Origin of the sequence: Clostridium sp. UBA2485 (genome assembly GCF_002341865.1) — a bacterium.
GTDB lineage: Bacteria > Bacillota > Clostridia > Clostridiales > Clostridiaceae > Clostridium_J.
The window spans coordinates 328-22781 of sequence record NZ_DDOV01000077.1; the positions used below are offsets into that span (position 1 = coordinate 328).

Sequence of the window (22454 nt, forward strand, 5' to 3'; positions counted from 1 at the left end):
GAAAAGTCAATAGGTTTTCAAATTTATTTTTTATAATACATATATGATTAGTATGATATTGACTTTAATATTATTTATAGGTAACATATAAATAATATTAAGCAACTATGAAATGGGTGAATATAGTGAGAATATCAGCAAAAGGACGCTATGGTTTGGCCGCAGTGATTTATATGGCACAACTTCACCAAAATGGGGGATACATTACAATTGTGAAAATATCAGAAGCACTTGGTTTATCGAAAATCTATTTAGAGCAGACATTTTCATTATTAAAAAGAGCAGAAATAGTTACCTCTATTAAGGGTGCGCAAGGAGGATATAGATTGACACGAATGCCTAAATATATAACCGTATTTGAGGTTTTGTCAGCGATCGAAACTTCTTTATTTGAAAAAACAGAAGAAACTGTTGAGAACAAGGTATCAGCACTAGAATCTGCTATGCAGTCATTCGTCTTTGACCACTTGATAATGCAATTGAAGTAAGTTTGAAAAAAATTACATTATATGAACTAGCAAATGAATATGAAAAGCAAAGAGAAGATAATAACTTTATGTTTTTCATTTAGTCATTATAGCTAATACTTCTCACCAAGTAATAACTAAAGAAAATATGCTTATATTTTATGGATGAAAATTATAACATCACAATGCAAACTCCAATGAGAGTCGAAAAAGGTATAGCTACTTTTGTAGTTATGGTGGAAATTAGTTTTAAAGACGATACAAATAAGTGTTAATTATTTTCACAGATAGATTAAATTTAAGAGTGGTACATCTACATAGATATCCTGCTAATTTGAAATGTATTTTTTAAAATTTCTATCTAAATATTAAATTAAGGCAATATATAAGAATAGATTCTTTATAAATAATCTAAAAAAATGTGACAAAGTTACTTGGTAAAGTAACTTTGTCACATTTTTTATATCGTAGCTATTAATTCAAATGAAATTTTCCCCTGATTAAATCATATTACTAACTTTAAGTCCTATTTCATCAAAAAAGCTCTGTAGTTCTTCTTTATCATTTCTATTTACCTTAAATTTAATCTCTTTATCATAAAAATTATCATAGTATTTAGATATATAAAATATTATGGTACTGTTTCCCCTTTTATCTTCGTTATCCCATCGATATGTTTCTATTTGATTCCACTTATAAATCTCTTTTCTTATATAAACTCCATCATCTCTTATTTCATTTCTTATTCCTGTTAACAGTTTCCGGATGCCCATACATATAATCATTATATTTGATTTTAATACGACCATATCGACATCTACTTTAGTGATAAAAAATAATACACTAAAAATGATAGCCCATGTTGTGGTCACTATTCCATGTAGGAGGTCATTATTAATCTTAACTCTTCCCTTAGTAATAATTACTCTGTGTTCCTTGATTTTTTTAAACTCACTTATTAAATCTTTCACTCCAAATACAATTACAAATATAAACAAAATATTAAATATATATTCTTTCATAGCATACCCCCATATATCCTCGTCAAGAATCAATCTATTTATATCTTACATCATATGGCTAATTATACTATAATTGTTAACGCAATTCTAATAATATGCTATTTTATTATTGAGTCTTAACTGATAACATAGTGAAGTTTATAAGCAAAAAACTCTTATCAGTATTTTTAAGATAAGAGTTTTCATCATTATAATATATACTTCAAAATGATGTTTAATACTTTAATTCCATTTAACTAACACCTGTCATATGATATGTTAGCTGAAAATAGTAAATTAAAATAAAACAAAAACTATATGTTGTAATCATTTCTAAAATAATAAGTTATTATTTACTTTTAAAATTTAATAATACTGCTGAGTTAATGATAACTGCAACAGATCCTACATTATGCACTAAAGCACCAAGTATTGGATTTAAAATACCTGTCATTGCTAATATAATAGCTACAAAATTAAGAAGCATAGAAAGAGACAAATTCCATCTAATTGTGGTCATGGTTCTTTGTGATAGACTTAATAAGTGAGGTATAGATTTAATATCATCACTGACAAGGGCAATATCTGCTGCATCAATAGCAATGTCGCTACCAATTCCCCCCATTGCAACACCTACGTATGCTTTTTTAAGAGCAGGCGCATCATTAATTCCATCTCCAATCATGCAAACCATCTCATTTCTATTCTGATATTGCTCAATTGCAGACATTTTATCTTCTGGCAAGCATTCTGAGTGAACATCGGTGATACCTACATTCTTAGCAATATGAGAAGCTGCTTGAGGATTATCCCCAGTTAACAATATGCTTTCTACCTTGATTGATTGAAGTTTTTTAATCATTTCTACAGAATCTTTACGCAGTGTATCAGATAGAGCTATAAACCCAGATTCACAACTGTTAATAGCAACATAGATAATTGTACACCCCTCTTTTGTGTATTCAGATGCCTTGTCCAACATGTCTTTAGATATTATTACAGAGTTTTCCGCTAGCAATTCTGTATTTCCTGCAAAAATTGTATTACCTGAAACCATTGCTTTAACACCACGACCTGCAATAATTACAAATTCTTGCGGTTCTTCTAAAACTGTGTCTGATGCATTTCTAAAATGTGAAACAATTGCTTTGCCTAATGGATGCTCAGAACGTAGTTCAGCAGAAGCTGTTAATCTCAGTAATTTTTCTGAACTTATATCATTATTAAAGCTTTGAACTGCCACAACAGAAGGTTTACCATAAGTAAGAGTACCGGTCTTATCAAAGGCAATTCTAGTTACTTTTGACAATCTTTCTAGTGCATCTCCTTCACGGACAAGAATACCATATTTTGTAGCATTTCCAATGCCTGCCATAATAGCAGTAGGAGTTGCAAGCACTAAAGCACATGGACAAAACACAACAAGAATTGTAACTGCACGAATAATTTCTCCTGTAACAAACCATGTACCCATTGCAGATACAAGAGCAATCACAACTATCCACGTAGCCCACCTATCTGCCATACCAACAATTTTAGCCTTGCTTGCATCAGCAGACTCTACAAGTCTAATCATTCTTTGCAGTGAGCTATCTTCACCAACCTTGGTAGCTTCCATATCAAATGCACCAAATTGATTTACTGTTCCACTAAAAACCTCATCCCTTACACCTTTATCAACTGGTAGTGATTCACCTGTCATTACCGATTGATTAATAGAAGTTTGTCCAGAAACAATAATGCCATCAACAGCAATAGTTTCCCCTGGAAGTACACGAAGCATATTTCCAACTTGAACTTGTTCAGCAGGTATTATGTTTTCTACTCCATCGCAAACAACTCTTGCAGTTCTAGGGGTAAGATGTACCAATTTTTCAATACCAACACGTGCTTTTGCAACGGTATGTTCTTCTAATAAAGCACCAAGTGTCATAATAAAGGCAATTTCTCCTGCCGCAAAGATTTCACCAATAATTACAGAAGCAATTAAAGCTATAGATACTAATACATCTGCTTTAATATCAAATTCAGTAACCAATCCAATTATTGCTTCTTTAATAATTGGTAAACCACAAAAAATAATTACAATCCATGCTAAATCAATGGGAATAGGTATTAAATTAAAAAAGCTAATAATAAGTGCTATTGCTGAAATCACAAGTAATCCAATTGTACGTTTTTCTTCATCTTTAATTAATAATTTTAATATAGACATAAATATCACCCTTTCTATATACCTATAGGGGTATATGTATATACTAAGCTTTAGATATAATATTTGTCAATAAAAAAAGTAGTCAATAATATGACTACTTTTTGATAAATTATGACATTCTTGAAAAATGTTCTATTGCTTTTGCAAATTCTTTAATTGTCTTTTCGGCGTCTCCATGTTCAATACCATCTTTTACACAATGACTTAAGTGTCCTTCTAATACCACTTGTCCAACCTTATGTACTGCATTTTTAACTGCATTTATCTGAATTAAAATATCTTCACAAGGTACATCTTCATCAATCATTCTATCTATAGCATTTAATTGCCCTATAATCTTTTTAACTCTTCTGTGTAAATTATCTAAATCCATACACTGGCGCATAATAACATCCTCCATTTAAACTTAATCTCATTATCAATATGTAGAAAGAATAGCATTACCATTTCCTAATGTCAATTTAATAATTCCTATAATATATTTAATATCTAAACTTCTTAAATTACAAATGTAGTAAAAAGCACACTGTTTATGATACAATTCACCTTATCGATATAACGTGAAACTTTTAATACTGATACTAAATAAAATCTCTTCTATATTACTTCCAATTAGATGCATTTCTTAGTGCAATTTCTATTAATTTGCTCATTGGTCCAGATATACTTTTATTTTTATGGTATGCAAGCTGAGTTGAAAACTTATCTAATGGTTCTTTTAGCTCTACCATCTTAAGGCTTCCTTCCTTTAGCTCATCTCTTACTGTATATAAAGGTAAAAATGAAATGCCAAGGCCATTCATTACACACTTTTTGGTAGCTTCTATACTTGAAAATTCTAAAGGATTTTTATATCTTATTTTTTTCTGCTTTAAGTAATTTTCAAAGGCTATTCTAAAACTACACCCCTTTTCACTTAATATGATGTTTTCTCTTGCTGTCTTACTTACAAGATTAGTAGATAAAAACTCTAAATCTGCATCTGGTGAAGCAATAATTGCCATACATTCATCTTTTAAATTTTTAACTACTAAATCTCTGTCTATAATTTGAGGTTCAATGGTAAATATAATATCTATCTCTCCACTATGCAATTTACTTCTTAAATCACTACAAATTGAATTCTTTAAAATAATGTTCACCTTTGGAAAGTTTCTTTTATATTCCTTTAAGATTTCTCCTAATCGATATATAGACAGCGATTCTCCTGCTCCAATAACCAAATCACCTGATATACCTTTTTGTTCTGATGTTATATTCTTAATTTCTTTATAAACATCCAGCATTTGTTTTGCATATGGAACTAACTCCTTACCTACATTGGTTAAAACAATTTTTTTACCTAAACGATCAAATAAAACTTCCTTTAGTTCACTTTCTAAGATTTGAATAAAAAATCGCCACGCACTCTTGTGACTTCAGTCATGAGTTAGTGGTGAAATATGCCAAATAAAAATACTCGAGAATCCTATAAAAATAATAATATAATTAATATACTAGAATATCACATAGTATGGTACATAAAATATAGACATAAAGTATTAACAAAAGATATAAAGGGAAATTTATTAAATAAAGCAGCTTATGATAATAATTTTAAGATATTAGAAATTAATGGGCATTTAGGCTATATTCATTTATAATAGTCAAAAATAAAATTAGAAAGGAAGTGAATTTATCAATGTTGAAAGCTTATAAATATAGAATTTACCCAACTAAAGAGCAAGAAATACAATTAGCTAAAACTTTTGGATGTGTAAGATTTGTCTATAATCAAATATTAGCGATGAAGATAGATTTATATGAAAATGAAGGGAAATCTTTATCCAAAACAGACTGCAATAATTACTGTAATAGAGAGCTAAAGAAAGAATATACTTGGCTTAAAGAAGTTGATAAATTTGCATTAACTAATTCTATTTATAATCTGGATACAGGTTATCAAAAATTCTTTAAAGAGCATACAGGTTTCCCAAAATTTAAAAGTAAGAAGAATCATAGTTATCTCTATACTACTAACTTTACAAATAATAATATAGAAGTTAATTTTGAGAATAACAAAATAAAGTTACCTAAATTAAAATGGATTAAAGCAAAAGCACATAGAGAATTTAAAGGTGAAATTAAATCAACGACTATAAGTCAAGTACCTAGTGGTAAATATTTTGTAAGCATATTAGCAGATGTAGAAAATAAACAATTAGAAAAAACTAATAAACGAATCTCTTTTGATTTAGGTATAAAAGAATTTTTAATTGATAGTAATTTAAATCATATAGATAATCCAAAAACTTTATATAAATATGAGAAAAAATTAGCTAAATTACAAAGGCAAATAGCTCACAAAGAAAAAGGAAGTCAAAACTTTATTAAACAAAGAATTAAAATTGCTAGATTACATGAGAAAATAACTAATATAAGAAAAGATTTTTCAAATAAATTATCATGTCAGATAACCAATGAATATGATGTAATTATTTCAGAAGATTTAAATATTAAAAATATGGTTAAAAACCGTAATTTAGCAAAATCAATAAATGATGTATCTTGGGGTGAATTTACAAGACAATTACAGTATAAATCAGAGTGGAAAGGCAGAGTATATCATAAAGTTAGTCCTTGGTTTTCAAGTTCTCAATTATGCTCAGATTGTGGATACAAGAATAAAGAAGTTAAAAAATTATCTATAAGAGAATGGGTATGTGACAATTGTGGAATAGTTCATCAAAGAGATGAAAATGCAGCAATAAACATATTAAATCGAGGATTATTAGAGTTAGGATTTAATTAAATTGTATAAATAAAGTAGGGTAGGAAGTATCCGAACTAACATAGTAGGTTACGAGGTGGATGATGTGGGAAGATCTAAGAGTAATCTTAGAAGCACGTGACTTTAGTCATGTGAGCTTCACTATGAGATGTTATAGTAGACTGAGCATAACCTAAATGTTCTGCTGCTTTTGAAAATCCTCCAAGTTCAACTATAGTTATAAATGTCTGTAAATGTCTAATTTCCATTATTCTCATCCCTTTATAATTTAATTATATAATATAAACTATAGTATCATATATTTCGATTATTTACTTCATTTATTTCAATTTTACTGATAACATAAATAGCGTTATACTTAAGAACATCAGATATAGATGTTCCATTTTTAAATTTAATCTATGAATTCATATAATTCTATTATTAAATCGTTTAAGTTTTCATTAATAAGGAGATGATTGAGTATGAAAAAAGTATTACTACTTCTTGCTAATGGTTTTGAAGCAGTAGAAGCAAGTGTTTTTACAGATGTTATAGGTTGGAATAAATTAGAGGGTGACGGTACTACAGATTTAGTGACCGCTGGAATGAGAGAAAAGTTAAAATGCACTTGGAATTTCACAGTAATTCCTGAAATGCATATAAGTGAAGTTAATGTTAATGAATTTGATGCCCTTGCAATACCAGGTGGATTTGAAGAGGCTGGATTTTATGAAGATGCTTATGATGAGGATTTTTTAAACCTAATAAGAGAATTTGATAAAGCAGGAAAAATTATAGCTTCTATTTGTGTTGCTTCATTACCTATTGGAAAAAGCGGTGTACTAACTTGTAGAAATGCCACAACATATAATTTGTCAAATGGTAGAAGACAAAAGCAATTAGCTGAATTTGGTGCTAATGTAATTTGTGATGAACCTATTGTTATAGATAAAAACATAATCACTTCCTATAATCCATCCACTGCTTTCGATGTAGCTTTCAAGCTTTTAGAACTGCTTACATCTCAAGAGAACTGCAACAATGTTAAGCAGTTGATGGGATTTAATTGTTCAATTAAATAAAAAGTCTCCTGTCTAGACAAACTATTGAAAATACTTCTGTAAATGAAGGATTAGGTCTTCTTAACCTAGTCCTTTTGAGTTATAAATCATCTTTATTTTTTAGAAATTACTTCTTAAATAAGTAATATCTAAATATATCATTTGTAGATCAAGCTTGCCCTTTATTGCCTGATTATATTACCTATAACCTATTACCTCTAAATACTCTTTTTATTTTTCAAGTAACAATTTTCTCTAAAACCCAAGTGATCTATGATACAGTTCATCATTAATATATTTTAATATTTTTCATTATCAGATTTTTCAAAATTATCAATTGACAGATTTTTCTTGTAAGCATATAATCTTATATATAAGATTTATTATAAAATACAATATGTTCTCATGGAAGGAGAGATGTTATATGTTAGCTAATTTAAAGGTGATTGCTGCTTAGAACTAAATATGAGCGAAAATGTAATTTTAAGGGTTATTCTACCCTCTATTAGTGTTGCATTTCCGCAGCTATTGATAACCTTTCATAAACATAAATGACTATTGAGGATAAATAAAACTACAGTATACCTGTTTTTTGCACCCGCAGATATCATCCAGTTTTGAGGTTGCTTACTGCGGAATTTTTATGCCCATTTTTAGAGATTATTGATCTTATTATAGGAAAAGGAGATTTTAAAATGTCTGAAAAAATATTAAATCAATATATTATTTTAAAAGAATATATATCTGAAAAAGATTATAAAGAAATAAGTCAACTTGAGGAAATTTGTAATTTAAATGATAAATGCAATTTAAAATTAGAATTAGACTATAGACTAAATATGCCTAGAAGTTCTGATATAGGATTAAAAAACATCAATGAATTTCTTTATTATGTAGATGAAACTTTAGTATCATACATTAACATTTCAAGCTTTGGAGGTAATATAAGTGAGATTATTGGTATGACTCATCCAGATTGGAGAAGAAAAGGGTTATTTAAAAAGCTTTTTAAACTTGTTATAGATCAGTGCCAAAATAGGAACTTTAATAAAATATTACTACTATCAAATGGTAAATCTAACTCTGGAATTGAGTTTATAAAATCTATTGGAGGAAACTACGATTTTTCAGAGTATAGAATGAAACGCTCTGGTAAAACTCCTATAGAAATGGGAAATTCAATTACTCTAAGAAAATCAAACAAATTAGACACTAAAGAAATTCAAAAGCAAAATTCAATATTTTTTAATCTTGATAGAGATGACATTGAAAATTTTATAGATGATGATAATATAACCACATATATGATTGAGCTTAATGGTGATATTATAGGTAAAATTAGAATTGAATGTAATGACAACTCATCCTATATAGCTGGATTTGGAATATTACCTGACTTTAGAGGCAAAGGCTATGGAAAAGCAGCTTTAAAAGAAGCTTTACGCTTAATAAATGAAAAAAATATATACGACATAGAACTAGATGTAGAAACTAAGAATGCTAATGCACTAAACCTATATAAAGCTTGTGGTTTTGAAGAAAAATCTATAATGAATTATTATGAGTATAATATTAAATCTTAAGTGATATAATATTAAATTTTTAAAACTATAGTTTATAAAGTGATTCTAAGGTTAAGATGAAGTAATTCTTTCTCCATCTTAACCTTAGAAAAGCTTACTCATAGGTATATTTTAATACTNNTTAACTCAATATATCTTTAAACTATTCTGTTCTTTTATTCCATGTGTATAACTTTCCAACTATCTTAAACTCTACTGATTTGTATAACATAACTAGAAAGTTACTCTCTCATATAAATAGCGCGAATATCTTTAAAACGGTTAGTCCAAAAAATAATTTTCTTATTATAATTTGTTATTATATTTATTTATAAATAATTCAAAAATAATAAATACTAATAATCTATTTTATTATAATGTTACTTTGATTTACTTCTTAATAAAAAATATCTAAATAGTTATTAGAAAAATTTTAACATTGAATTAAANNGAATTAAAACATGTTTTAATTCAATGTTAAAATTTTGCATAAATGCAGAGGATGAATTTTCATTCACCCTCTAAGTCACCTTCTATAAACATTGCGAAGTAAAATAGCTTCTAATTATGCTTATTAGGTGGGAGCTGTTATTATATTGTTTCAAAAAAACGCAGTATGCAGCCATCCGGCGTAGTTATCGCACATTCCCTTGCTCCCCATGCTTGTGGCTCAATGTCCGTAATCTGATTCCAGCCATTTTCTTTGACAAGCTTATACAGCTTATCAAGTCCTTGAATATGAATAAATCCTGCTACTCCTTTTATAGGTTCCCCTGTAAACATATGAATTCCTCTCCATGGAGCTATATTTGAATCCATAAGTTCACCTGGATAATCAAAAACGCAGCCATACATTGGTATACCAGAATCATCTCTTGCAATAACATCACCATGCCACCCAAGAACATCCTGAAACCACTTACATGTTTTGTCCATGTCCTTTGTTGTATATACCGGTGCATTTGCTTGAACATAATAGCCTCTTTCACTATACTTTATCAAATCTGACTGATTTTCCATGTCACTAAATCCTCCTTTGTCATTGAACTCAAAGGTGATTTTTGGATATGGTTTAAGTGATACGCCGTCATTGCGCGCTAACGATGGTGTAACCCCATACAATTGACTAAACGCTCTGGAAAAAGCAGCTGGAGAATCATAACCGAATTTCAGCGCAATATCGATTATTTTTTCATGACTTGTTTGTATGCTTTCAGCCGCTAGTGTCAATTTTCTCCTGCGTATATATTCACCGATTGAAATTTGCGTTATAAAAGAAAAAATGCGTTGAAATTCCCAGGTTGAACATCCTACATATTTGGCTGCGATAGTAAGATCTATTTCTCCAGTCAAATTATTTTCTATATAGTCAAGTGCTTGGTTTAAACCTTTTTGCCAATCCATTGTTTCACCTCCTGTAACAAATATAACAAGACGGAAAAGGTTCTGCTTTGCATTTTTTGCATTCTTCTGCACAGTAGGTTATATAAATAATCTCTAATTCACATTTTTCTGTAATTGTTCACTTAAATACGGTTATATCATATCTGCATAATAGCATATTTTTAATAAAATGTATGTCATTATGCAAATATCCATTATTTTTCTTTAAAATCAGCTATCTTAGTATAATAATATAAAATGAATTATCTTGTACCCTTTTCCTATATAAAAATCTACTGCTCTTTTATAAAAACAATATCTAATTTACTTTTCCTGCTTCTTAAAAATAGAGTTGTCCATCTTTATCTTTTTCAAATACATACTCTTTATCTATCCATGTATGATGAAATTTAGTTTTTGATACTGGATAGGTAGATATTATCCCTTTATCTTCTTATATAAAGTGTAGTTTGCCCCCATCTCTCTTAACATCAAATTTACACCAATCATCTTCATATGTTCCTACATATTCATCATAAATCTTTAAATCTAAATCAATGGCTTCCGGTTTTGATGGAATGGAATATTCTTCTCCGAAAACAATTCTTGCAATATCCTCATTTATTTTCAACGATTCACTGTAGATAAATCTAAATATATAGTTACGTAGTCATCTTTAATGGCTTAGTAGTCTTTATATTTATTTTTATTAGTATATATATTTCTTTTTTGGAATATATACACTATCATTAAAACAAGTAATGAGATTATTAATATATGCAGAAGTATATGGTATAAATCTGGTATCAGTATACTATCAGATTCTGGAATAACATGGTATGTATTAGCAAAATATTTATTATATCCTCTCAATTTTTCTTCAGTTACACCAAAGATTGTGTAATTCCAATGTGAAAAATATTGAATTATAATCCAAGCTGTAAGAAATACTGACAATACATATTTCCCTTGTCTTTCTTTTAAGAAAAATAATATAGAACAAACCACAAAAATTATCCACCAAGCAGTGTCAACACTTAGTATCCCAGGACTTTCAACTAAACAAAAGTTTCCTAAAGAAAATCCTGTAATGTTTAACGTAAACCAGAAAAGTAAACTACCTAATAATATATTTATACTTCTCTTCATAAACCCTCCATTTCCGCAAACAATTTTCTTTTGCAGTGTAAAATTAGCTTTAAGAAAATTACACCATATTTTACTAATAGATAATTAAAAATACCATAAAATTCATTTTTGAATAACAGGGTGTCTTAAGAAATTATTTAGTTTTATAATGTGTTACAGAAAACAAGAATATTAAGAATGACTATTATATAATTTATAATAGTTAAACTCACACATATCACCATCATATGATATTAATTTGGTGCCAACATAATCAAAACCAAGTTTTTCAATTACAGTTTTAGATGAAATATTCTTTGGCTTTACGATTGCAGTTAAGGATTTTAGCTCAGTATTTTTAAAAGCCCACTGAATTAGCGCTTTAGATGCTTCAGTTGCGTATCCATTACCTTGGTAGCTATCGGAAATGCCATATAAAATCTCAACTTCATTGTCTATTTCAGCTTTTGGATGAACCCCCACAACACCAATACACTTATGCTCACCCTTATGTTCAATTGCCAATATTATAAAAGGCTCATTTGTATTAAACTTTTCATTTATCCAATGCATCCAAGAAAGTGCCTCTGACTCATTGTGTAAAACCATATCAGACATCCAGTATGATACATTTGGTTGCTGGCTATAGTATGCTGCATCCTTCGCATCAGATGATGAAAAAGGTCTCATAATTAAACTCTCTGTTTCAATACTAAAATTTATCATTTTTATCTCCCCCTTTAGTGCACCTTATAGAACTAAATGCCTTTTATTTTCTACATCTCTGAATGTATGTAATTATCATAGCCACTTTCTAACAATATATCTTCTGAATCCATATTTATTAACTCCATAAAGGTAGTACGTGGATTTTTTTCAAAAAACTTTTCAATGATATTGTTACCTATTAGATAACCAATACACCATGGAATACCGTTCTCCTCATCCCCAAACATAAGTCTGCTTTTTACTGCAGGATCACAACTTTTTAGATGATCTTTCATTATATTCCACATTTCTCTTTCCTGTTGCTTTGATATAGGATTGGTCCAGGATGGTTTCAAATCCCTATATAACATCTTTGCAAATGTATCAGCTTGTCCTTCGTTTAATAAATAAGCTAATAAATCACCACGATAGTTTCCTTTTAGAGCAATGTTATTATGTCCCCATACACTATGATGATATTCATGAGCTACAACATAAGGAACCCATCTTATCCAATCCTTTACTAACGGGTTTATACTGATTAGAATATTGCCAAATTCACAACTCCCTATAACTCCATTTTGCCTCTGAGAAACCATTGCATTTTCATGGCTTAAAGGATATAAAGCTATTGTCATAATATCTTCATCATTTTTAGGAAGGCTATCCCATATTCTAACTAATTCATTTTCAAGTACGCCAGTAATATTTAAATTATTCAGAATATTTAACTGATTTTTTAAAGTTATTAAATCTTTTATTGGCATGGGTTTTCTTCCTTCAAATCCATCTGGTGCCCATTCAATGACTTTGCTCCAATAGGGTTCTATGAGATATTTATTCCATAAAGAATGAATATCATCATCTTTTACTGAATTTGCCTCTTCAATAAATTTATCAACATTTCCCCATGCAGAAATAATACAAAATTTATTTTTTATCATCAAATCCTCTTTTCCATTTAAGCTTATTTTTTCCAAGTACATTGTTACAAATATTATATTCTTAAATGAATAATCTTTCAATGAATAGCATAATTATAATAATTTAATATTCAATATTAGCTTACATCATCAAGATGTTTATAGAAAAATTAAGTTTATATAATGAAAGTACATATATATTGAAAATTATTACTAATTTGGTTAAAATATATATAATCTAAAGAATAATTACAAGAAATTGCGAACCAAAAATTTATTTATACAACCTTTGAAAGAGGTGAAACTCATTATGAGAACCAAATTAAGTAAATACTCGGTGCAGTTAATATAATCTGATAGCAGATTGTACCGAGATAATAACATATTTGTTATCAGTTAACTGCACTGCTTTTCTAATTAAATTAGTATATTATGAAAAGAGGTAGTTACATGAACAGAGAACAATTGAAAAATTATTTAAAAAGTGAAGAAAATCAGGTATTTCAAGGATGGGATTTCTCGTATATTAACGGTAGATGGGATGATGAACATATACCATGGGATTATAAAAAAATTTTATTGTCTTACTTAAAAGCAGAACACAAACTTTTAGACATGGGAACAGGAGGAGGAGAATTCCTTCTTACTTTAAATCATCCATTTTACAATACAGCCATAACAGAGTCATATCCACCTAATGTTGCTATTTGTCAGGAAAAACTGCAGCCACTTGGGATAACAGTTAGGCAGGTATTTAATGATTCAATGCTACCATTTAAGGATTCTTCTTTCGATATAATAATTAATAGGCATGCATCTTTTGATATTAGTGAAATTAATCGGATCTTAAAGACAGATGGATATTTTATTACTCAACAAGTTGGTTCAAAAAATAATGCTGATTTATCAGAAAAGGTAATCGATAATTATAAGTCATTATACCCTGATAACGATTTGAAACATAATGTTGAAGCCTTTGAAAGCAATGGATTTGAAATTATTCAATCAGAAGAATCATTTACTCCAATACGCTTTTACGATACAGGAGCATTGGTATACTTTGCAAAGATAATAGAATGGGAATTTCCTAATTTTTCTGTTGATACTTGTTTTGAAAACTTATGTAAAATAGATAAAGAAATAAATGAAACTGGATATATAGAAGGAACAGAACATAGATTTCTTCTTGTTGCTAAGAAATTATAAGTTTGTAATAAGACAGAAAATATTCAACTTAATTATTAGAGTAACATGATGTTGTTTTTGTTTTATTTCATATTCTTTTTATATTTTTAGCTAAACTATTAAAAACATTCAAATAAGGTTGTCCTCTAATTGGGCAACCTTATTTTGTATAGTAAATCAACAGTTTAATCTAACAGATCATGCTAAAATAAACATTCGTCTGCATTAATATGAAATGACTTTATATGCTGCTTTTTAAGGAAATTATGCATTAGTAGGTGTATTCAAATCATATCTATAAATAAGTCCATCTTCCCCATCTGGATGCTTAAATTTTAAAAAACCTAACTTTTCAAATACATTTCTTGATTTTAGATTATCTACATAGGCTTCTGCAATCACAGCATTGGCATTTAGTTTATTTCTCGAATAATTTATAAAGCTACGAGTAATTTCTTTGGCATATCCCTTATACCAATGTATTCTACGTAATCTAAACCCAATTTCAAATTCTCCATTTTTACTTGTTTTAACTATAAATGCCATACCTATTTTTGTTTTTTCATTTTTGTTTTCAACACAGAATGCCCCTGTTCCAGGAAAATTTGAATATTGACCTATCCATTTTTTAATATCCTTTTGGCAATCTTCATAAGACATAGAATCCCAACTATTAAATCTAATACATTCTGGATCATTATTAATATCATAGATTAAATCAATATCTTCATGATTAAATTCTCTAATAATAAGCCTTTCAGTCTCTAATATCATTTACTCCTCCTACCAATATCACTTCACATTATATTGCAATTGTTCACTTAAATACAGTTATATCATATTTGCATAATAACATAATTTCAATAAAATGTATGTTATTATACAAATATCCATTGTTTTTCTTTAAAATCACTTATCTCAGTATAACGACCTCTGTAAATAAACTTAAATAAATGGACGATCAAATCTTTTGTCAAAAACATTGTTCTGTTTCAACATTTTATTCCACCATATATCACCTAAACCTATATTAGTAATAAATTGCAAACTCTTAAGTTTAAAGCCTGTAAGTTCATATGGTATCTTCATTTTTTCAACAATTTCGCTATCAAATCTATTAGTCTCTTCATATATCCTACCTAAATCAGATAACATATTAAAGAGCTTTTTATTAAGAAAATCTGGTTTCACATAAGTTCCTGCTGACTCACCTTTCGTTACAGTTCCTAAATAAGTTCTATTAAGTTCTATAGATAGAGACCTAAAATAAGCTTCTGCATATTTGCACTGAGCTGTTTCCATAAATCCACATTGCAATATAAAACCAATAGATTTTTTTTCTGAATGCTTGGCAGGTTCTAAATAATTAATAAAACGCATTGTAATACCTGGCATACTATGAATATAAAGTGGAAGTACTAAAATAATATTCTCAAATGACTCCACATATTTAGCAAGTGATTTTGGATTTTCACTACAAATATATTTAACTTCATAAGGAAATTTCATTTCTTTTATAAACTGCTTTATAAATATTTCCGAATTGCCATTTTTGCCTTTTGGTGATCCATTAATGATTATTGTATTCATCAAACTTCCCCCACTCTTCTATTCTTTTTACAACTACATTTTTTGAAGCAAACTGGTCAAATGTACGATAAATATATTCTTCTAAAATTTTTCTACCCTCTGGATTTACAAAATTACCTTCATAATAAAATTCTATATCGGGATATTTTTCATATCTAGGTACATGTCTTGATTCACCAGTTGAGTATTCTACATAAGGAAGAAATAAAGGTATCATCCTATCAAAAAGTGTTTTTAAATTACCACTCACGAAACCTTTTACAACTTTAGAAAAAATAATAACCCTATCTGCTTCTAAATATTTCGAGTAAAAGGTATCTAAATCTTTACTTATGCATCTGCCTGGTATTTTCCACCAACAGGTCCAACAACCACAGCAATCTTTAATTTCTATTTTTGAAAGATCTAGTTCATATATTGACTTAATGCTATAATCTCCAAGCTCTTTTATAACTACTTCCTTCATAATTCCACCCCATTAAAATAAGGCACATGAAAAAAATAATGGTTTAAATATACCTTCTATACTAGTTCATTATTTTTTAATATGCCTAAATAATTATCTTGCTTATATATTTAGTTTAAAGGTAGGAGTAACCCACAGGTCAATAATATCTTACTTTACTGGAGCATAAATTTCTAAATAGAAATAGTTACCTCCATTTTCATATGTGCTTATTAACATGTTGATATATACTACTCCAAGTAGTTCATATCCCATTTTCATTGCTATATTTCTAAATTCTTTTTCCATTTTTTTATCAAGGTCTTCTCCATTTTCTTTTAACTTATCATCAATAACAGTATAAATGCACTTTGGATAAGAAATTATTTCTCTCTCTGTTTCTTTATCATCTTCATTTATTTTTTTAACTACTATATATTTATGTCCTATTATTCCTTTATCATCGAAATTGATAACTCGTGTCAATGTTTTTAGGGTTGTGGCTTTCTTTAAGTTTTTTTCTCCCTCTTTTAAAAGCTCATATTGGTCCAACATATTTTTTAGTTGAAATTCACCTTTTACTTCTACTGGCTTCATTTCTTTAATGCTATATTTCCATAAATTCTCCTTAATTGTTTTATAATTATCCTTCACAGTTTTTATATTATTTAAAAGCATTTTCTTATACTCTATTTCTTCTTGTATTTTCTCTTCTTGTTTATCTAATAAAGACTCTATTTCCTCTAAATTACCATGATTTTTTAATTTCTGAATCTGTTTGATCTCAACATCTATCTCTCTATAAAAATTTACTGTTAATACATCATCTATATCAAATAGCGAGTATCTTCTGTATCCATTTTCTTTATCTTGCACTGGTTTTACTAATCCCTTTTCCTCATAGAACTTTAATGTATCTCTTGATACTCCTAAAAACCTAGCAACTTGTCCAATTGTGTACACTCTCATTCCCCCAATATATTAATTATACCTGTTTATAATAGTATAAATATAATATGAAAACTAAAAATATACTTTGAGAAATAAATTTTCTATAAAAATAACTTAAATCTTTAGAAATTAAGGATTAATAATTAAGAATACGAATTGACGATGAAATTCACTAAGTGTGAATTTCTTAAAATAACTTTATAAAAATAAGGAGCCAATTAGCTCCCTACTTCATTATTTCATATTCAACTTTAATCAGTCCTTTTCTAACTGTAGAAAAGTGCTTATTTTATCTGCAAGATTTGCAATGGAATGGCCGGCTCCTAGAAGAATATTTATATTTGCATGAGGAAGTAAATTTTCTAAACGTTTTGCAGTTTTTAAAGAATGTAACATTATATCCTTTTCCCCAACAAACAGTTCAATAGGCATTGTTAATTTCTTTAGTTCCTCATCAGAAAATATAGGAATTATCTCTCGTCTATAATTGAAATTTTTTTCTATAAGTTTTTGATATTTTAACATTACTTCAGGTATTTGATTATTACCATTAACTTTATAACATAATCTATCCATTCCTTTTTCTCCAAAGATCTTATAAAATAAAGCCTTTATAAGAAAAGATGTTTTCTGTGGTCCAATACCTGATGGACTAATCAACACAAGCTTATTTAAATTTTCAGGATAGTTTACTGCAAACTTTACTGACAACCATCCTCCTAATGAAATACCAATAAGACTTGCTTTTTCTATGGATAAGCTGTTAAAAACATCCTTGAGCCACAGTGCATAAAAATCACCTTTTAAAGGCAATTGATTTTCAGCACTTCTTCCCGGTTCACCAAGTATATCTACAGCATATACTCTATAATTTTTAGAATACTTCTCCATATCTTTTATCCACATAACAGAATTCATTCCACTACCATGTAATAATATAATTGGTGGATTATTTTTATCACCACTTGCTATAATATGAGTATTTCCATAACGGGTATTAATATTTATCCTTTCATATGAAAAAGAACATTGATTAACCATAAAATCATAATATTTTAAAATATCTTCTTTTCCTTTTTGGGATTTAAATACATTTGTTGTTTTCATTTTACTCTTATCCAATTTAAGATAAAAGCCAGTTTTCTGCTTCAGTAACATTTTTAAACACTCTAAAATCATTACCTTTATTGGCTTCAAAAACCATTTCTCCAAATCTTCCCTTAATCTTTTCTTCATTTGCTATAATGGCTGCAGCCCTTATATTATAATTAATTAATTTTTGAAGCATGGTTCCTGCTAGTCCTGTTCTAAGGTTAAAAAAATCTTCTGAGAATACTTCGCCATGAAGCATTAAGTAGTTACATCTATGCTCCATACAAGAACCAATAATGTCTAATACATCTTGTTCAGAAGAAATTTGCATTTCTTTTGAAATATATTCAATATATCTTTTATCATTTTTTTTCACTATTCTATAGTCCATTTTGACTACCTCCTAATCCTTAAATTATAGCTCTCTTTGCTCTAATAATATGGAAATTGTACTCATCATTTCCTCCATGAATTTTACTCCACCCCATAGCATTATTCTTAGCCTATTTTCACGTTCATAATAATTCATATTAATAGTTGAGTTAGCCATTTTACTATCCTTAGTATTCATCATAGCTATGAGCATATTAGATATTCTCATGTACTCATCCTTATTTATTTCATTAATATCTACAACAGTAGATACATTTGTTCTTTGTTTTATAGTTCCTACTTCTTCACTAGAAACTGAAAATTCAACATTTTCTTCTTCACTTGTATTTTTACTTTTTATATTAACATTATTTTTCTCCATAAAAATACTTAAATTATGACCAGAAATTCTCCACTGCTTTCCAACTTTATTAGCTCCAAGCTTACCTTCTGTTATAAATTTTCTTATAGTTTTATGATGCATGCCTAAAATCTCTGCAACCTGATCAATTGTATAAAATTTGCTTTCCACAAAAAACATCCTCTCATAATTACTTTATGAGAGGATTATATTGTATTTTATTGTAATTGTCAATTATTTTAATGCATTTTATTATACTTTATTGTATTTTATTGCACTTTATTGAGTTTCATTGACTCATACAATTCCTCTTTTGTATGAATTGTATCAATAATACTTTCTTAAAAGCTATACCTATTTTTTTCTTATGAAATAAAAATCAAATGGGAAGCTATCATTCTTTTCTAATTCTATAAAACCTTTTTCTTTTAAAACTTCAACTCTTTCTTTTGCTTCTGGGATTGCCTTTGTTATAATATTTCCAACCTCAAAAGCATCATAGAAGTTCTTATTTATTTCATCTATTATTTCTCTAATAAATTCATGTTTTTCATATTTTGAAGCAAGATCAAGCCTTAAAAGTCCTACCGTGGAAATTTCATCAAGTTCTACGGGCTTTGCAAAAAATTCAATAGTTCCAATAGCACTGTTATTTGTCCTATCAACTATACTAAAACGAATGAAATACCTTTTCTCATATTGATCAGCCCAAAACCTAATGCAATTCTTCATTTCTTCTAAGGATTTATAAATAAAATTACTAGTACAATTATCACTATTAAAAATTTTTGCCGAAGCAGCATCAGAATAGCATTTAAGTAAATCTTCTGCATCACTTTCACTAACCATTCTAATGATGAAGTGTTTAGTTTCATAAGTTGGACATTTTTCATATGGATTTTCTTTTTTTATTACCATAGCTTTACTCCTTATTTTAAATTTTTTATTTAAACAATAAATTATTATAAGATCTATAGATATTACATTTATCTTCTAAGTTACATAACCTTCATATTAAACTAAAATAAGTAACAATCTTTTAATTTCCTTCACTTAACATGAAATAAAAATTCCCCTTTATAATTAATCTTAGTTATATTATAAAGAGGAATATACGACAACTGTATGTCGCATATTATTTGAATTGCGGCGTAAAAAAACCGTACAACTCATTTCTGAATAATACGGTATTTTCATAAAATATTCGTTTTTTATAATAAGTCATCTTATAAGAATATTGCGAACTAACTTTTGAAAATGCTCATTTTTTACATATTGCTATAAGTGGTATCTTCATTTCCTGTTCAGTCATCCCAGCATGATTGGAAATAAATTGATTTGATTTTTGAGAATATACAATACCTTTGTCACTAATTGCTACTGCTAAATAATCTCCTATCAATTCTTCAAACTTAGGATGCATTTTTCCAACACCAAATATATTCTTTTCGATAACCTCTTCTTTTGAATACAATAAAAAGTCGTCGCCAAAATTATAATTGAATTCAATGGGAAAATCATTCAAATATTCATCTTTTATATAGAAAGCTGTAGCTCTTGTTTCGATAGAAGTTGGACGTTTTAACATAGTAATTAACTTAGGATAATCACTCAAAATATAGTGCTTCAAATTACAATGTCCATGGTCTGCAGTAACAATAACCAATGTATCGGATAATCTTTTGCACATATCTGTTACTTTTTCTTCGAGTTCTTTTATATTCTCAGTAACCAGACTGTTATAGCAACCAAACTCATGCATTAAGCTATCAGGATTTTCCCAATATCCATATATGTATTTTTTCTCGGAGGTAGNNGCACATAACCGTTCTACTTCATGCGTCAATTCATCAAATGTTTTTATTTTATTACTTCCGAATTTCGACACACTATATGCGTTAGCCATCCCAGCATCTCTTATTTTTTCGTAAATACTTTTATACGGTAAAATTTGACTGGCAACATGATAATCCGCCACATGAATTTCTGTGTCTTTTTCCGTATTAATAAATGCGTTTACAATTTTATTTATTTCACTAAAATACAAACTCCATCCTAACCACCCATGTTCCAAAGGAGTTAAACCACTTTCAATAGAGGTCGTTGCTGATGTAGTAGTTGGAGGAAACACAGATGAATATTCCTTAATCAAATTCTTTCGGAAAAAACCATTTTCCGATAAATGATATTGTAATGTATCAACCCCTAATCCATCCAATAGCAAGATAACTACATTTTTATATTGATATTTCAAAAGCTCATCCACTTCTTTTAGTGTACTATGTTCACTCTCAGCACCAAAATATTCTAAGATAGAGCANNCAATTTTCAAAGAACATTATTTGTGCTTTAAATTTTAAGATTTACGTCGCTTTTTATTCAAACTGCGTCATTATATAACTCATTAGTCTTTAATAGATGATATTATGTTAGCTTTGTGGATAATATGGTTATGATATGATCCTTCGAAACTTAAAAAGCAATTTGTTTTATACCACATCTTTTCATGTAATTCATTATTTATCATATCGTAAGAACAAACACTATTGGCCAGTTTCCATTTACATATCTAATGTCATTGGATTATAGAGCATGATTATATGGATATAACTTATCATAATACTATATTTATCAATCCTGGCATTAAAATAATATTTTTAAACATCACCTTTCTGTCCAATATTTGATAATGGTGCCTGGCTTAAATTTTTAGGCGAACACTGTTCTCCCCTACACAAAATAATATTATGCTATAAAAATCACTTATCAAAGTTAATATAACATCGTAAAATATTTGAATTGTAAAATAAAAATACCGTAAATTCAGTTTTGAATAATACGGTATTTTATAAAATTATTTAGTTTTGTAATTTTCGTCTTATAAAAAAGCATCTTATCTTTGAATTAACATCACTTATAATATTTTAATATAAATTCATTTATTCTATTTAGCTATGAGCAACATTATATAATAAATACTTATAAATTAAGCACCATTTTCAAATCTGACTCTATATATTTATTATTAACAATGGAAACATTCTTAAATCCATACTTTTCATACAATTTTATTGCTGAAATTAATTTATGATTTGTATAAAGAATTATTTTTTTTATATTTTCTTGATTAGCAACTTGTATGCACCTTTCCATCAACTGATTTCCTATTTTTAGTCCTTGAAATTTTTTTGTCACTGCAAGTTTTGCTAATTCATATGTATCTTTATCAACTCTAATTAAAGATACTGTTCCAACTAT

24 protein-coding genes and 2 pseudogenes are annotated in these 22454 nt (G+C 28.3%); 6 read left to right on the top strand and 20 right to left on the bottom strand.

The window, feature by feature from the left end; all coding sequences use genetic code 11:
• The first annotated feature begins 125 nt into the window (after positions 1-125).
• Complete coding sequence (locus B3603_RS15650) at positions 126-488, top strand: RrF2 family transcriptional regulator (RefSeq protein ID WP_396153013.1); 363 nt, start codon at positions 126-128, stop codon at positions 486-488.
• Between the two features lie 479 nt (positions 489-967).
• On the opposite strand, the gene B3603_RS15655 is transcribed toward B3603_RS15650, so the two are convergent.
• The 4 genes and pseudogenes from B3603_RS15655 to B3603_RS15670 form a co-directional block, all read right to left on the bottom strand.
• Entirely contained in the window at positions 968-1489 is a 522-nt protein-coding gene (locus B3603_RS15655) for a hypothetical protein (RefSeq protein ID WP_291566607.1), read from the bottom strand.
• A gap of 328 nt (positions 1490-1817) precedes the next feature.
• Positions 1818-3683: a heavy metal translocating P-type ATPase gene (locus tag B3603_RS15660; RefSeq protein WP_291566609.1), complete on the bottom strand. Its 1866-nt coding sequence runs from the start codon at positions 3681-3683 to the stop codon at positions 1818-1820.
• A 109-nt stretch (positions 3684-3792) separates the two neighbouring features.
• Positions 3793-4068, bottom strand: coding sequence for a metal-sensing transcriptional repressor (locus B3603_RS15665; protein ID WP_291566611.1), 276 nt, complete (start codon positions 4066-4068; stop codon positions 3793-3795).
• A 217-nt stretch (positions 4069-4285) separates the two neighbouring features.
• Positions 4286-5074, bottom strand: a pseudogene (locus B3603_RS15670) (LysR substrate-binding domain-containing protein); the annotation flags it as partial.
• A 51-nt stretch (positions 5075-5125) separates the two neighbouring features.
• Between B3603_RS15670 and B3603_RS15675 the strand changes: the two are divergent.
• Together B3603_RS15675 and tnpB are read left to right on the top strand one after the other, a co-directional pair.
• Positions 5126-5326 carry a transposase gene (locus B3603_RS15675; protein ID WP_291566614.1) on the top strand — a complete coding sequence of 67 codons (201 nt, stop codon included), beginning with the start codon at positions 5126-5128 and terminating at the stop codon, positions 5324-5326.
• A 38-nt stretch (positions 5327-5364) separates the two neighbouring features.
• Positions 5365-6474, top strand: coding sequence for an IS200/IS605 family element RNA-guided endonuclease TnpB (gene tnpB / locus B3603_RS15680; protein ID WP_291566615.1), 1110 nt, complete (start codon positions 5365-5367; stop codon positions 6472-6474).
• Between the two features lie 122 nt (positions 6475-6596).
• On the opposite strand, the pseudogene B3603_RS15685 reads toward tnpB, so the two are convergent.
• Positions 6597-6701 (bottom strand): annotated as a pseudogene (locus tag B3603_RS15685) (LysR family transcriptional regulator); the annotation flags it as partial.
• A 216-nt stretch (positions 6702-6917) separates the two neighbouring features.
• Between B3603_RS15685 and B3603_RS15690 the strand changes: the two are divergent.
• The gene (locus tag B3603_RS15690; RefSeq protein WP_291566617.1) at positions 6918-7517 is read left to right on the top strand and encodes a DJ-1/PfpI family protein; all 600 of its coding nucleotides are present in this window, start codon (positions 6918-6920) and stop codon (positions 7515-7517) included.
• Between the two features lie 674 nt (positions 7518-8191).
• Positions 8192-9079, top strand: a complete 888-nt coding sequence (locus tag B3603_RS15695) for a GNAT family N-acetyltransferase (protein ID WP_291566619.1) — start codon at positions 8192-8194, stop codon at positions 9077-9079.
• 570 nt (positions 9080-9649) lie between these two features.
• Here the strand turns inward: B3603_RS15695 and B3603_RS15700 are convergent.
• The 5 genes from B3603_RS15700 to B3603_RS15720 all read right to left on the bottom strand — a co-directional run bounded on the left by B3603_RS15700 (position 9650) and on the right by B3603_RS15720 (position 13263).
• Complete coding sequence (locus B3603_RS15700; RefSeq protein WP_291566621.1) at positions 9650-10462, bottom strand: helix-turn-helix domain-containing protein; 813 nt, start codon at positions 10460-10462, stop codon at positions 9650-9652.
• A gap of 433 nt (positions 10463-10895) precedes the next feature.
• Positions 10896-11072: a hypothetical protein gene (locus B3603_RS15705; RefSeq protein ID WP_291566623.1), complete on the bottom strand. Its 177-nt coding sequence runs from the start codon at positions 11070-11072 to the stop codon at positions 10896-10898.
• Between the two features lie 53 nt (positions 11073-11125).
• Complete coding sequence (locus B3603_RS15710) at positions 11126-11590, bottom strand: hypothetical protein (protein ID WP_291566625.1); 465 nt, start codon at positions 11588-11590, stop codon at positions 11126-11128.
• 171 nt (positions 11591-11761) lie between these two features.
• A complete protein-coding gene (locus tag B3603_RS15715) occupies positions 11762-12295 on the bottom strand; it encodes a GNAT family N-acetyltransferase (RefSeq protein ID WP_291566627.1) in 534 nt (177 codons plus the stop codon).
• A 50-nt stretch (positions 12296-12345) separates the two neighbouring features.
• Positions 12346-13263: a DUF2268 domain-containing putative Zn-dependent protease gene (locus B3603_RS15720; protein WP_291566628.1), complete on the bottom strand. Its 918-nt coding sequence runs from the start codon at positions 13261-13263 to the stop codon at positions 12346-12348.
• 387 nt (positions 13264-13650) lie between these two features.
• On the opposite strand from B3603_RS15720, the gene B3603_RS15725 reads away from it, so the two are divergent.
• Positions 13651-14406, top strand: coding sequence for a class I SAM-dependent methyltransferase (locus B3603_RS15725; protein WP_291566630.1), 756 nt, complete (start codon positions 13651-13653; stop codon positions 14404-14406).
• A 243-nt stretch (positions 14407-14649) separates the two neighbouring features.
• On the opposite strand, the gene B3603_RS15730 is transcribed toward B3603_RS15725, so the two are convergent.
• From B3603_RS15730 to B3603_RS15775, 10 genes are all read right to left on the bottom strand, one after another.
• On the bottom strand, positions 14650-15159 hold the full coding sequence (locus B3603_RS15730) for a GNAT family N-acetyltransferase (RefSeq protein WP_291566632.1): 510 nt from the start codon (positions 15157-15159) through the stop codon (positions 14650-14652).
• Positions 15160-15330: 171 nt separating this feature from the next.
• Positions 15331-15975 carry an NAD(P)H dehydrogenase gene (locus tag B3603_RS15735; protein ID WP_291566634.1) on the bottom strand — a complete coding sequence of 215 codons (645 nt, stop codon included), beginning with the start codon at positions 15973-15975 and terminating at the stop codon, positions 15331-15333.
• On the bottom strand, positions 15956-16441 hold the full coding sequence (locus tag B3603_RS15740; protein WP_291566636.1) for an NAD(P)H-dependent oxidoreductase: 486 nt from the start codon (positions 16439-16441) through the stop codon (positions 15956-15958). The genes B3603_RS15735 and B3603_RS15740 overlap by 20 nt, the downstream gene beginning before the upstream one ends.
• A 150-nt stretch (positions 16442-16591) precedes the next feature.
• Positions 16592-17383, bottom strand: a complete 792-nt coding sequence (locus B3603_RS15745) for a MerR family transcriptional regulator (protein WP_291566638.1) — start codon at positions 17381-17383, stop codon at positions 16592-16594.
• Between the two features lie 243 nt (positions 17384-17626).
• On the bottom strand, positions 17627-18478 hold the full coding sequence (locus tag B3603_RS15750) for an alpha/beta fold hydrolase (RefSeq protein WP_291566650.1): 852 nt from the start codon (positions 18476-18478) through the stop codon (positions 17627-17629).
• Between the two features lie 16 nt (positions 18479-18494).
• Positions 18495-18854, bottom strand: coding sequence for a DUF4180 domain-containing protein (locus B3603_RS15755; protein ID WP_291566640.1), 360 nt, complete (start codon positions 18852-18854; stop codon positions 18495-18497).
• 24 nt (positions 18855-18878) lie between these two features.
• On the bottom strand, positions 18879-19367 hold the full coding sequence (locus B3603_RS15760) for a helix-turn-helix domain-containing protein (protein ID WP_291566642.1): 489 nt from the start codon (positions 19365-19367) through the stop codon (positions 18879-18881).
• A 183-nt stretch (positions 19368-19550) separates the two neighbouring features.
• Positions 19551-20114, bottom strand: a complete 564-nt coding sequence (locus B3603_RS15765; RefSeq protein ID WP_291566644.1) for a GNAT family N-acetyltransferase — start codon at positions 20112-20114, stop codon at positions 19551-19553.
• Positions 20115-20457: 343 nt separating this feature from the next.
• Positions 20458-21462, bottom strand: coding sequence for an alkaline phosphatase family protein (locus B3603_RS15770; protein WP_291566653.1), 1005 nt, complete (start codon positions 21460-21462; stop codon positions 20458-20460).
• 713 nt (positions 21463-22175) lie between these two features.
• Positions 22176-22454 (bottom strand): GNAT family N-acetyltransferase (locus B3603_RS15775; RefSeq protein WP_291566648.1); only part of this gene is annotated, 279 nt, incomplete at its 5' end.